Origin of the sequence: Pseudomonas sp. FBF18 (assembly GCF_024261405.1) — a bacterium.
Taxonomy (GTDB): Bacteria; Pseudomonadota; Gammaproteobacteria; order Pseudomonadales; family Pseudomonadaceae; genus Aquipseudomonas; species Aquipseudomonas palmensis.
In genome coordinates, this window is record NZ_QKRS01000004.1 from 114,467 (window position 1) to 127,243 (window position 12,777).

Here is a 12,777-nt window from a genome sequence, read left to right on the forward strand (position 1 = left end):
CGCCATCAGGCCTGCTGGCGGGTCGCCGCCAGCACGATCTCGCGGATGCACACGCCCTGAGGCTGTTCGTAGGCGTAGCGGATCGCATTGGCCACATCGTCCGCCGACAGCACCACGCCGCCCATGCCGGCCTTCCAGTCCTGGTAGCCGGACTTGATCGCCTCATCGGTGGTGTGGCCGAGCAGCTCGGTTTCCACCGCACCCGGCGCGATGGTGATGACCCGCACGTTGTGCGCCGCCACTTCTTCGCGCAGGTTTTCCGAGATCGCGTGCACGGCAAACTTGGTGCCCACGTAGGCCACATGGTTGGGGAAGGTCTTGCGCCCGGCCACCGAGCCGACGTTGATCACCGTGCCGTGGTTGCGTTCGATCATGCCGCCCAGTACCGCATGGATGCCGTTGAGCAGGCCCTTGACGTTCACATCCAGCATGCGCTCCCACTGCTCGGGGGCCTGGGTGGCGGTATCACCCAGCAGCATCACCCCCGCATTGTTGACGATCGCATCGGCCGGGCCGTACTGCGCCTCGGCCTCCTTCACCGCAGCCAGCAGCGCCTCGCGGTCGGTGACGTCGACACCCTTGCACAGGGTGGCGGGCAAGCCCAGTGCGAGCAGGCGCTCCACGCGCCGGGCCAGCAGCAGCAGGGGGTGGCCCTGGGCAGAGAACAGGCGCGCGACGGCCTCGCCGATGCCCGAGCTTGCGCCGGTCACGATGATCAGGGGTTTGTTCATGAAAGTGCTTCCGTCATTGGTTTATCAGATGACGCAAAGCGTATAGTGCCGGCCACAGCAGATAAAATGCTTAATTCCTCTTGCAGACATCGGCCTTACCTATGGATATCCGGCACCTCAAAGCCTTTGTGGCGGTGTTCGAAGAACGCAACATCACCAGCGCCGCCCAGCGCCTGTGCATCAGCCAGCCGACCTTGTCGGTGACCATCCGCCAGCTCGAAGAAGCCCTGGGCGCCACCCTGTTCAACCGCCAGTCGCGAGGGGTGGAGGTGAGCGAGGCGGCGCGTTCGCTGTACCCGCAGGCCTGCGCGCTGGTCAGCGAGGCCGAGGCCCTGCGCCAGCGCTTTCGCACCAGCGATGCGCGCCAGCACCTGAGCCTGGGCATCGAGCCGGACCTGAGCCCCGCGCAGGTCGCTGCGTTTCTGCGCTTTGCCCACCAGGTGGTGGCGCACCTGTACATCACGCTGCACGAGGGCTGTGCCGGCGATGCGCGCCTGGCGGTAGAAGAACAGTGCTGCGAAGACGAGCTGTTCCTGCCGGTGTGGGACGACCCGTTCGTGCTGGTGAGCGCAGCCGGCAGGCAGCCGGGCACGGTCACCAGCCTGTACCCCTGGGTCATCTGCCCCGAACACCCCTCCCACCAGCGCCTGATGGCGCTGTATGGCAACTCCACCGCGTCGGCGGTGGCCAGCAGCGGCTCGCTGCAGCAGTCTCTGCTGCTGGTGGCGGCCGGGGTCGGCGTGGCGGCGCTGCCGCACTCGCTGGTGAGCGCGGCACAAGGGGTGCAGGTGCATGCGCTCAACAGCCCGCTGCCCAGTCGCCGGGTGGGCCTGTGCTACAGCGGCACTGCGCTGGAGCACCCGGTGCTGCGCCTGCTGCACGCCGCGCTGCGCGACGCCCCGGCCGGTACCTGGCAATGATGCGACAGGCATCGAAAGCCGCGGTCTGAACGGACCGCTGGCTGTTTTCGCGATCTTCAGACTCCGTTAAGAATTGCCTCGGATACTCCTCCCGACACACACCCTGGGAGGCGTGATCGATGCCCGATTCTGACTGGAACATCCCCCTGCCCCTGCACTTCGCAGCCGCAGGCGGTTCGGTGATGAGCCTTGCCAGGGCCTTGCCCGGCGATAGCCTGCGCCCGGCCTACGAGGCCTTCATCCAGCAGCGCTTTCGCAAGGCCCATGGTGCGCATATCGCACAGTTCATGCCGCAGCTGTTCGGCATCAGCAATGCCTCTGGCGCGCTGTGCGCCGTGGCCGGTGTGCGGCTGGCCAGCAGTGAGGCGCTGTTTCTGGAGCGCTACCTGGACGAGCCGATCGCCCCCTTGATCAGCGCCACCGAGAACAACCCTGTCGATCGCAGCGCCATCGTCGAGGTCGGCAACCTGGCGGCCGCCGATACCGGCAGCGCGCGCCTGAGCATCATTGCCGTTACCTACCTGCTGGCCATGGGCGGTCTGGAGTGGGTAGCGTTCACCGGCAGCATCGGCCTGGTAAACAGCTTCCACCGCCTTGGGCTCAAGCCAGTGAGGCTGTGCACGGCCGACCCCCTGCGCCTGGGCGAAGAACGCCATAACTGGGGCAGCTACTACCAGAGCCAGCCCCAGGTGCATGTTGGCAACATCCGTGCAGGCTTCATCCATTTGCGCAACATGGGCGTGTTCACACGCCTGGGCCTGCCTACCGCCGTCGGGGAGGCCTGTCATGTCGCCTGAACTGCAGCATTTCGAACAGGTGCTGCGCAGGCACGCCGAACACACGCCCAACGCCATTGCGTTGTGGGGCGACCAGTTGAAGCTGGACTACGCCACGCTGCAGGCCGAGGTGCAGTACCGCCAGCAACGCCTGCGCGATGAGTCGGCCAGGGTCGTGGCACTGGCCCTGGATAACGGTGTGGAAGCCATGCTGTGGGATCTGGCATTGCTGTTTGCAGGCGTGACCTGCGTGCTGCTGCCGCCCTTTTTCAGCCCCGCACAGCGCAGCCATTGCCTGGCGCAGAGCCAGGCCAGCCTGGTGATTGCCGAGCCGGCCCTGGCCCCCGAACTGCTGGCGTGCGGCTATGTCGAAGACGGCGCGTTCTGGCGCAGGCAATGGTCGGGGCCCGACCTGATGCCCGAGGGCACCGCCAAGCTGACCTTCACCTCCGGCACCACCGGAACCCCCAAGGGCGTATGCCTGGGCGCCGAGAGCATGCTGCGCGTTGCCCGGGCGCTGGAGCAGGCCAGCCGAATCACCGCGCCACAGCACCACCTGACCCTGCTGCCGCTGGCGATCCTGCTGGAGAACCTGGGTGGCTACGCCGCGCTGATGGCCGGGGCCACGGTGAGTGTCCCCAGCCTGGCGGCTCTGGGCATCCAGGGCGCAAGTGGCGTCGATGCTGCGCGCCTGCTCGGCACCCTCGCCGACCGTGCGCCCCACAGCCTGATCCTGGTGCCGCAACTGCTGCTGGTGCTGGTCAGCGCCGCTGAACAGCGTGCCTTCGACCCGCGCACGTTGCGCTTTGCCGCGGTGGGCGGGGCCAGGGTCGCCACCGAACTGCTGATCCGCGCGCAGCGCATCGGCCTGCCGGTGTATGAAGGCTACGGCCTGTCGGAATGCGCCTCGGTGGTGTGCCTGAACCGGCCACAGGCCCATCGCCCCGGCAGCGTGGGTCAGCCACTGCCCCACCTGCAGGTCAGGCTGGCCGAAGACGGCGAGGTGCTGATCAAGGGCTCGGCCCTGCTCGGCTACCTGGGCCAACCGCCGCACACCGACGCCTGGTGGCCCAGCGGTGACCTGGGCGAGCTGGACGCCGAAGGGTTCCTGTACATCAAGGGGCGCAAGAAACACCAGTTCGTCACCAGCTTCGGCCGCAACATCAACCCCGAATGGGTCGAAGCCGAACTGACCCAGCGAGGGGTGTTCGCCCAGGCCTTCGTCTATGGCGAAGCCATGGCTTACAACCACGCATTGCTGTGGCCACATCAACCGGGCTGCACCGACACCGAACTGGCAGCGGCCGTGGCCCAGGCCAATCAGGCCCTGCCCGATTACGCCCAGGTGCATCGCTGGACGCGCCTGGAACAACCGTTCACGACCGCCAATGGCCTGCTCACGGCCAATGGCCGCCCGCGCCGCGATGCCATCGTCGAGCGCTACCGCTCCCAACTCACCGACCCCCTTGCCTGCGAGGCTACCCGACCATGAGCTTTTTCGACACGCTGCAACAAGCAACCCATCAGCAACGCCATGCGCTGTTCAGCCTGCCGGTGATTCGCGATGCCCTCGAAGGCAAGGTCAGCCTCGATAGCTACCAGGCCTTCCTGGCCCAGGCCTACTACCATGTGCGTCACACCGTACCCTTGATGATGGCATGCGGCGCCCGCCTGCCCTCGCGGCTGGAGTGGCTGCGCAAAGCCGTGTGCGAGTACATCGAAGAGGAGTATGGCCACGAGCAATGGATACTCAACGACATTGCTGCCTGCGGCGGTGACAGGGATGCCGTGCGCGAAGGTCGGCCTTCACTGCCGATCGAGCTGATGGTCGCCTACCTCTACGACCTGATCGCGCGGGGCAACCCGGTAGGGCTGTTCGGCATGGTCAATGTGCTGGAAGGTACCAGTATCGCCCTGGCCACCCATGCCGCGCACAGCATCCGCGCGCGCCTGGCGCTGCCGGAGGCCGCCTTCAGCTACCTCAGTTCCCATGGCTCGCTGGACCTCGAGCACATGCAGACCTATCGCCGTTTGATGAACGCCCTGCAGGCCCCTGATGACCAGGCCGCGGTGATCGATGCGTCGCGCGTGGTCTACCGCCTGTATGCCGACATGTTTCGCGGCCTGCCGCACGATGGAGCACAGCATGCGCCTGTCTGACGCCCGCGTGGTTCTGACCGGTGCCAGTGGCGGGATCGGCCTGGCCATAGCCGCCGCCCTTTGCGCCAACGGCGCCCGCGTGCTGGCGGTGGCCAGGCATGCCGAACCCCTGCAAACGCTGCTGCAGGAGTACCCCGCGCAACTGACCTGGATGGGCGCCGACCTGACCTTTCTCGTGGACAGGCGCAAGGTGCTCAACGCGGCCCAGGCCCTGGGCGGCGCGAACCTGCTGATCAATGCCGCGGGCGTGAACCATTTCGCCATGTTCGAGCAACTGGACGACAGTGACATCAATGCAATGCTGGCAGTGAACATCAGTGCCCCCATGTGTCTGACTAGGCTGTTGTTGCCGCTGCTCAAACAGGCCGACAGCGCCATGGTGGTCAATGTCGGGTCTACCTACGGCTCGATCGGCTACCCCGGCTACGCGGCCTACTGCGCGAGCAAATTCGCCCTGCGCGGGTTTTCCGAAGCGCTGCGCCGGGAACTGGCCGACACCCGGGTCAACGTTCTGTACGTCGCCCCGCGGGCCACCCGCACCCCCATGAACAGCCCGGCGGCGCAGGCCCTGAACGTTGCCCTCAAGGCCAATGTCGATGATCCGAAAACCGTGGCCAGCGCCGTGATTCACGCCATTGCCGGTGATCGGCGCGACCTTTACCTGGGTTGGCAGGAGCGTTTTTTCGTGCGCCTGAACAACCTGCTGCCGCACCTGGTGGACCGCGGTCTGCGCAAGCAGTTGCCACTGATCCGCCGCCTCAGCCACAAGACCGACCGCGAGCCGCCCAAACCATGAAAAAGATCGCCACCTGCCTGCTGGTCTGGGGCCTGAGCCAAGGCGCCTGGGCCCTGGACAATGCCGACCAGCAACGCCTGAACATGCTTCAGCAAAGCTGGGCACACATCCAATACCAATTGCCGCCAGACCAACGCGCGACAGCCTTCGAGCAATTGTCCAGCCAGGCCTCGGCGTTTACCCGGGAAAGTCCGACCACGGCTGAAGCCTGGATCTGGTCGGGCATCGTCACCAGCAGTTGGGCCGGTGCGCAGGGCGGGCTGGGCGCGCTGGGCAAGGCCAAGACGGCCAAGGCCGACCTCGAAAAGGCGCTGACGCTGGACCCCAGGGCGCTGCAGGGCTCCGCCTACACCAGCCTTGCAGCCCTGTATGATCGCGTACCAGGCTGGCCAATCGGCTTTGGTGACGCCGACAAGGCCGAACAGCTGCTCAAGCAGGCCTTGCTGATCAATCCCGATGGCATCGACAGCCTGTACTTCTGGGGCGATCACCTCTACCGTCAAAAGCGTTACCCCGAGGCCAGGGCAGCCTTGCTCAAGGCACTGCAAGCCACCCCGAGGCCAGGGCGTGAAATCGCCGATAGCGGACGTCGCCATGAAATCAACGCGCTGCTGGCGGACATCGACAAGAAACTCGACTGACAGGAGTCACCGTGCGCTTGCTGCTGATAGAAGATGACGTGGCCCTGGGTGAAGGCATTCATCAGGCCCTGGGGCGCGAAGGCTACACCGTCGACTGGCTCCGGGACGGCAGCAGCGCCCTGCATGCGCTGCTCAGTGAAACCTTCGACCTGGCGGTGCTCGACCTGGGGCTGCCGCGTATGGACGGCCTCCAGGTGCTGCGTCGCCTGCGTCATAGCGGCTCCACCCTGCCGGTGCTGATACTCACCGCGCGCGATGCCACCGAAGACCGCATTGCCGGGCTGGATGCAGGTGCCGACGACTACCTGATCAAACCCTTCGACCTGGCGGAGCTCAAGGCGCGCCTGCGGGCCCTGCTGCGCCGCAGCGCCGGGCGGGCCAAGGCAAGAATCGAGCATGCAGGCATCAGCCTGGACCCCGGCACTCAGCAGGTGTCCTTCCATGGGCAGAACGTGCCCCTGACGCCCAAGGAATATCAGCTGCTGCATGAGCTGCTTTCACCGCCGGGGCGTGTCATGACCCGCGAGCGGCTGACCCAGTTGCTTTACGGCTGGAACGAAGAAGCAGAAAGCAACACCCTGGAGGTGCACATCCATCACCTGCGCAGAAAATTCTCCGCCGACCTGATCCGAACCGTACGCGGCGTGGGTTATCTGGTGGAGGAGCGCCGATGATGTCGATCCGACGCCGTACCCTGACCCTGATCATCGGCCTGATGCTTACCGGCCTGATGATTCTCAGCGCCTTCAACCTGCATGACAGCAACCATGAAATAGCCGAGGTGTATGACGCACAACTGGCCCAGAACGCGCGGCTTCTGCAGGGCGTCATGCGCATGCCGCTGGCTGGCGACCAACACACCGAACTGTACCAGGCGTTCAACCAGGCCCTGAGCGAAGCCACACCCAGGCTTGACGGCCACCCTTATGAAAGCAAGATCGCGTTTCAGGTGTGGGATGCGCAGGGCCAGGTGCTGGTACATACCAACAGCGCCCCCGCCTTCACCTCGCCACCGTCGGCACCGGGCTTCAGTGACGTGCATGACCTGCATGGCCGGCAGTGGCGCGCCTTCCTGCTCGAAGACAAAATCAACCAGGTGCGGATCTGGGTGGGCGAGCGCGACGACGTACGCACTGACCTGGTCGACCGCATCGTACGCCACACCCTGTGGCCCAATATGCTCGGCAGCCTGATCCTGGCAGCAATGGTCTGGCTGGCCATTGGCTGGGGGCTCAAACCCCTGGCCAACATGGCAGTAACCCTGCGTGCCCGTCATTCAGGGTCGCTTGAACCTCTGCAACTGATGCCATTGCCTGCAGAACTCGAACCGATGCAGGCCGCGCTGAACCGCATGCTGGCGCAGATCCAGGAAGTGCTGGGACGCGAGCGCCGCTTCATTGCCGACGCGGCTCATGAAATGCGCACGCCCCTGGCGGTCCTGCGGGTGCACGCGCAAAACCTGCAGGAGGCCGGGACCGAACAGGAGCACCGTGAATCGCTGGCGCACCTGATACACGGGGTGGACCGCGCCAGCCGACTGGTCAACCAACTGCTCACCATGGCACGCCTGGAACCGCAGCCGGGTCATGCCCATGCCCCGCGAATCGACCTTGAACACACTGTGCGCGACAGCCTGGTGCAGATGACCCCATGGCTACTGGACCAGGGCCTTGAACTGGTGTTCGAGGCCGCCCCGGGCAACTACCTTGCCCGAGTGGATGGCGGGGCGATCGATATCGCACTCAACAACCTGGTGACCAATGCCGCGAACTTCTCCCCCGAGGGAGGGATCATCAGCGTTCGCCTGAGCCGCCAGCCGACGCATTTCGTGCTGTCGATACAGGACGAGGGGCCTGGTATCGACGAAGCCGAACGCGAGCGCCTGTTCGAGCGCTTCTACAGTCGTGGCAATGCACAGGGCGCCGGCCTTGGCCTGGCCATCGTCCAAGCGGTCGCCATGCGGCTGGGCGGTCAGGTCCGGCTGGAGAACATGGCCACCGGCGGGCTGTGCGCAACCCTGGAGATTGCGCTGGACTGAACCCGCCCCCCCGCTGACAGGTAGCCATCGACGGTCATGGCGCCAGGTCAGGGTCCGAGTCGCTGTGCTTCTGGCCGATCGGGTCGGTGGCCGGCGACTGCTGCGGCGCCTGGGTATCGATGCCCGGTGGCGGCGCAAGCTGCAGTATCTCGCTGGTGTAGGCCCACTCCTGCTGCACCCGGGCCGGGTCGTCGTTCAGGTGGGTGCCGTAGCTGGGCACGATCTGGTGCAGCTTCTGCTGCCAGGCCGGGCTGGCGACCTTGTCCTTGAACACCTTCTGCAGCACTTCGAGCATGATCGGCGCCGCCGTGGATGCGCCGGGCGATGCGCCCAGCAGCCCGGCAATGCTGCCATCGGCCGCGCTCACCACCTCGGTGCCCAGCTTGAGCACCCCGCCCTTTTCCTTGTCGCGCTTGATGATCTGCACCCGCTGCCCGGCCTGCCACAGGCGCCAGTCTTCCTTCTTGGCCTGGGGGAAGTAGGTCTGCAGCGCCTCGAAGCGGTCGTCGTCCGATTGCATCAGCTGGCCTGCCAGGTACTGCACCAGGTCGAACTGGTCGATCCCCACCTTGGTCATGGGCCACAGGTTATGGGTGGTCATGCTGGAGAACAGGTCCAGGTACGAGCCTTCCTTGAGAAACTTGGTGGAGAAGGTCGCGAACGGCCCGAACAGGATCACCCGCTTGCCATCGAGTACCCGGGTATCCAGGTGCGGCACCGACATCGGCGGCGCGCCCGTGGCGGCGATGCCGTAGGCCTTGGCCATGTGCTGCTGGGCGATGGTGGGGTTGTCGGTGACCAGGAACGAGCCGCCCACCGGGAAGCCCGCGTAGTCCTGGGCCTCGGGAATGCCGGACTTCTGCAGCAGCGGCAGCGCCGCGCCGCCGGCACCGATGAACAGGAACTTGGCATCGGCGGTCGACTTCTCGCCGCTCTTGAGGTTCTTGTACTCCACGTGCCAGGAGCCGTCGTCATTGCGACGGATGTCCTCGACCTCGCTGGACAGCTTGAGCGAGAAATTCTCCTGCTGCTGCAGGTGCGCCACGAACTGGCGGGTGATCTCGCCGAAGTTCACGTCGGTGCCGATCGGCGTCCAGGTGGCGGCGATCTTCTGGTTGGGGTCGCGGCCCTCCATCATCAGCGGCACCCACTTGCGGATCTGCGCCGGGTCTTCGGAATACTGCATCGGCCGGAACAGGGGGCTGGCCTGCAGCGCCTCGTAGCGGCGCTTGAGGAAACTGATGTTGTCGTCACCCCACACGAAGCTCATGTGCGGCGTGGAATTGATGAACGAGCGCGGGTTCTTCAGCACCCCGTTCTTGACCTGCCAGGCCAGGAACTGGCGCGTCACCTGGAACGCCTCGTTGATCTCCACCGCCTTGGTGATGTTGATATTGCCGTCCTTGTCCTCGGGCGTGTAGTTCAGTTCGGCCAGCGCCGAGTGCCCGGTGCCGGCGTTGTTCCAGCCGTTGGAGCTTTCCTCGGCCACCCCGTCCAGGCGCTCGACCATCTCCATCGACCAGCCCGGCTCCAGCTCGTTGAGCCAGATTGCCAGCGTGGCGCTCATGATGCCGCCTCCCACCAGCAGTACATCGACCTTCTTCGATTCCGCCCCCTGCGCCTGGCCGGCCGCCAGTGACACGGCCAGGCCCAATGTGGCCACGTTCCTTGCGAACTTCATGGCATATCCCCCCAATTGCATTACGAGACGATCCAGTGAGTGTGGCTCATGGATCGCGCATGACAAGCCGTACAAGCGACCCGGTGCAGTCAGTGGGGTTCCCTTGGATCGGGCCGCGGCGGCGCCAGGGCACGGGCAAAACGCTATCAAACTGAACCAATTCATCAGCTAAGGATCAGTTTTAGCATCGTGAAACCACAGGATTTGATACCTTGTCCGCGCTTTCTACACTTGGCCGGGATCGCTTGTGCCCTTCCCCTGCACGGCCTGCCAACACGCCTTCAGGAGGGATCTTGTGACCACCACCCACCCCAGCGACGCTTTCCAGATCGCCCTGGCCAACTGCGCCCGTGAACAGATCCGTACCCCCGGCAGCATTCAGCCCCAGGGGTTCATGGTCGTGGTGCAGGAGCCGGCCATGTTGATCCGCCAGGTCAGCGAGAACCTGCCGGACTGGCTGGGGGTGGAGATCGACGCCTTGCTGGGCGTGCATTTCGATGCGGTGGTGCAGGACGGTTGCAGTTTCGTCGAGCAGCTGGGCGAACTCGACGAAGACCAGTCCCAGCCCTATCACGTGGCCGACGTACAGTTTCTGATCGGCCAGCAGGCGCAGCGCCTGCCGATGATGCTGCACCGCCACGACCAGGTGCTGATCGCCGAATTCCAGCGCCCGGCCGCTGTGCCGGCGCCGAGCTCGCGCCTGTACCCGCTGGTGCGCTCCTTCGTTGGCGGCGCACCGGACAGCGAGAGCATCGACGAGCTGTGCGAGCGGGCGGTGCGCGTGATCAAGCGCCTGACCGGGTTCGGCCGGGTCAAGTCCTACCGCTTCGACACCGAGGGCAACGGGCTGGTCAACGCCGAGCTGGTCGACGACGACTACCCCAGCTACAAGGGCCTGTGCTTCCCTGCTTCGGACATCCCGGCGCAGGCCCGGGCGCTGTACTGTGCCAACCGCATCCGCGTGATCGAGGATGCCGACTACCAGCCGGCGCGCCTGCTGCCGGCCGCCAACCTGCTCACCGGCCAACCCCTGGACCTGAGCTTCTCGACCCTGCGCAGCGTCTCGCCCGTGCACCTGCAATACATGCGCAACATGCAGACCTGGGCCTCGATGTCGGTTTCCATCGTGGTCGAAGGCCGGTTATGGGGGCTGGTGTCGTGTCATCACCGCACGCCGCGCAGCGTGAGCTTTCAGGTGCGTACCGCCTGCGAACTGCTGGGCCGGGTGCTGTCGCTGCAGATCGAGACCCGCGAAGCCCACCTGCGCCACGCGCGCATGCTCGAGATCCGCCAGCGCATCGTGCAACTGCTGGGCGCCATCGCCGACCAGGACAGCGTGCGCCTGGGCCTGCGCGCCCTGCCCGACATCTTCACCGACTTCGTCGGCGCCGCCGGTGCCGCAGTGGTGTCCAGCACCGGCTGCGATACCTACGGGCACACCCCGCCCCAGGCGCGGATCATGGCCCTGGTGGGCTGGCTGACCGCCCGCGGCGACGCCGAGGTGTTCCATACCGACAACGCCGGGCGCGATATCCCGCACCTGGCAGGGCTGGCCGACATGGCCAGCGGCATCCTTGCCGTGTCCATTTCCGAACTGCACCCGCATTACCTGATCTGGTTCAAACCCCAGCAGTCCCAGGTGGTGCACTGGGCCGGCCGCCCGGAAAAAAGCATCGCCCAGAGCGGCTCGCTGAACCCGCGCGAAAGCTTCGAGCAGTGGCAGCAGATCGTCGAAGGCTTCTCGACCCCCTGGGACCCCAGCGAAATCGAGGGCGTGCAGGAGCTGCGCCAGGCCATCCTCGGCATCGTGCTGCGCAAGGCCGAAGAACTGGCGCAACTGTCCGAATCCCTGGAAAAGACCAACAAGGAACTGGAAGCCTTCTCCTACAGCGTCTCCCACGACCTGCGTGCGCCGCTGCGGCATATCGCCGGCTACGCCGAGCTGCTCAGCGATGCCGAAGGCGCCAACATGTCCGAGCGCAGCCTGCGCTTTCTGGGCACCATCGAGAACTCCGCCAAGTTCGCCGGCACCCTGGTGGACAACCTGCTGAGCTTCTCGCAGATGGGCCGGTGCGCCATGCACCTGTCCGACGTCAACCTGTCGGCGATGGTCGCCTCCATCAAGCTGGAGATGCTGCCCGACTACGAGGGCCGCGACATCCGCTGGACCTTCAACGCCCTGCCGATCGTGGTGGCCGACCCGGCCTTCCTGCACCTGGCCCTGCGCAACCTCATCGCCAACGCCATCAAGTACACCCGCGGCCGGCCGGTGGCGCTGATCGAGGTCGACGTGCAGGAACGCGACGACGCCCACGTGATCAGCGTGCGCGACAACGGCGTCGGCTTCGACATGCAGTACGCCAACAAGCTGTTCGGCGTGTTCCAGCGCCTGCACCGCATGGAGGAGTTCGAAGGCACCGGCATCGGCCTGGCCAATGTGCGGCGCATCATCGAGCGCCATGGCGGCACGGTATGGGCCCACGGTGTCCCGGACCAGGGCGCGACGTTCTATTTTTCACTTCCAAAGAAAACCCTCATGCCCACTGCATGACCCACACGAGGGCGCTCCATGCTCAAACCGATACTCCTGGTAGAAGACAACCCCAACGACCTCGAACTGACCCTGCTCGCGCTCGAGCGCAGCCAGCTGGCCAACGAGGTGATCGTGGTACGCGACGGCGCCGAGGCGCTGGACTACCTGTTCCGCAGGAACAGCCATGCCGACCGCCCGCAAGGCAACCCGGCAGTGCTGTTGCTCGACCTCAAGCTGCCCAAGGTCGATGGCCTGGAGGTGCTCGAACAGGTGCGCGACTCGGCCGACCTGCGCAGCATTCCGGTGGTGATGCTGACCTCGTCCCGCGAAGAGCCGGACCTGGACCGCGCCTATCAGCTGGGCGTGAATGCCTACGTGGTCAAACCCGTGGAGTTCAAGGAGTTCGTCGGCGCCATCTCCGACCTGGGGATTTTCTGGGCCGTGCTCAACGAGCCACCGCCCGGTTCCACCCGGGTCGTGCGTCGCCCCAAGTCATGATGA

The 12,777-nt window shown here is 65.5% G+C and carries 12 protein-coding genes; 10 read left to right on the top strand and 2 right to left on the bottom strand.

The genetic code is table 11. The annotated features are described in order from the left end of the window. Positions 1 to 5: 5 nt before the first annotated feature. On the bottom strand, positions 6 to 731 hold the full coding sequence (locus DN387_RS08515; RefSeq protein WP_043864027.1) for an SDR family oxidoreductase: 726 nt from the start codon (positions 729 to 731) through the stop codon (positions 6 to 8). A 101-nt stretch (positions 732 to 832) separates the two neighbouring features. Between DN387_RS08515 and DN387_RS08520 the strand changes: the two genes are divergently transcribed. The 8 genes from DN387_RS08520 (at position 833) to DN387_RS08555 (ending at position 8,062) form a co-directional block, all read left to right on the top strand. Beyond that, positions 833 to 1,651 carry a LysR family transcriptional regulator gene (locus tag DN387_RS08520; RefSeq protein WP_054914362.1) on the top strand — a complete coding sequence of 273 codons (819 nt, stop codon included), beginning with the start codon at positions 833 to 835 and terminating at the stop codon, positions 1,649 to 1,651. Between the two features lie 119 nt (positions 1,652 to 1,770). Next, positions 1,771 to 2,448: a thermostable hemolysin gene (locus DN387_RS08525; protein ID WP_054914361.1), complete on the top strand. Its 678-nt coding sequence runs from the start codon at positions 1,771 to 1,773 to the stop codon at positions 2,446 to 2,448. Then, on the top strand, positions 2,438 to 3,919 hold the full coding sequence (locus tag DN387_RS08530) for an AMP-binding protein (protein ID WP_054914360.1): 1,482 nt from the start codon (positions 2,438 to 2,440) through the stop codon (positions 3,917 to 3,919). Before DN387_RS08525 ends, DN387_RS08530 begins: the two co-directional genes overlap by 11 nt. Further along, on the top strand, positions 3,916 to 4,587 hold the full coding sequence (locus tag DN387_RS08535; RefSeq protein WP_054914359.1) for a TenA family transcriptional regulator: 672 nt from the start codon (positions 3,916 to 3,918) through the stop codon (positions 4,585 to 4,587). The genes DN387_RS08530 and DN387_RS08535 overlap by 4 nt, the downstream gene beginning before the upstream one ends. Then, positions 4,574 to 5,383: an SDR family oxidoreductase gene (locus tag DN387_RS08540; protein ID WP_054914358.1), complete on the top strand. Its 810-nt coding sequence runs from the start codon at positions 4,574 to 4,576 to the stop codon at positions 5,381 to 5,383. Before DN387_RS08535 ends, DN387_RS08540 begins: the two co-directional genes overlap by 14 nt. After that, entirely contained in the window at positions 5,380 to 6,024 is a 645-nt protein-coding gene (locus DN387_RS08545; protein WP_054914357.1) for a tetratricopeptide repeat protein, read from the top strand. The genes DN387_RS08540 and DN387_RS08545 overlap by 4 nt, the downstream gene beginning before the upstream one ends. Before the next feature lie 11 nt (positions 6,025 to 6,035). Next, positions 6,036 to 6,698: a response regulator gene (locus DN387_RS08550; protein WP_054914356.1), complete on the top strand. Its 663-nt coding sequence runs from the start codon at positions 6,036 to 6,038 to the stop codon at positions 6,696 to 6,698. Continuing rightward, positions 6,695 to 8,062, top strand: coding sequence for a sensor histidine kinase (locus DN387_RS08555; RefSeq protein WP_054914355.1), 1,368 nt, complete (start codon positions 6,695 to 6,697; stop codon positions 8,060 to 8,062). Before DN387_RS08550 ends, DN387_RS08555 begins: the two co-directional genes overlap by 4 nt. A gap of 34 nt (positions 8,063 to 8,096) precedes the next feature. Here DN387_RS08555 and mqo read toward each other — a convergent pair whose 3' ends face one another. Then, positions 8,097 to 9,743 carry a malate dehydrogenase (quinone) gene (gene mqo / locus DN387_RS08560; protein WP_043864029.1) on the bottom strand — a complete coding sequence of 549 codons (1,647 nt, stop codon included), beginning with the start codon at positions 9,741 to 9,743 and terminating at the stop codon, positions 8,097 to 8,099. Between the two features lie 295 nt (positions 9,744 to 10,038). On the opposite strand from mqo, the gene DN387_RS08565 reads away from it, so the two are divergent. Next, complete coding sequence (locus tag DN387_RS08565; protein ID WP_054914354.1) at positions 10,039 to 12,294, top strand: ATP-binding protein; 2,256 nt, start codon at positions 10,039 to 10,041, stop codon at positions 12,292 to 12,294. A gap of 18 nt (positions 12,295 to 12,312) precedes the next feature. Continuing rightward, the gene (locus DN387_RS08570) at positions 12,313 to 12,774 is read left to right on the top strand and encodes a response regulator (protein WP_043864031.1); all 462 of its coding nucleotides are present in this window, start codon (positions 12,313 to 12,315) and stop codon (positions 12,772 to 12,774) included. The last annotated feature ends 3 nt before the right edge of the window (positions 12,775 to 12,777 follow it).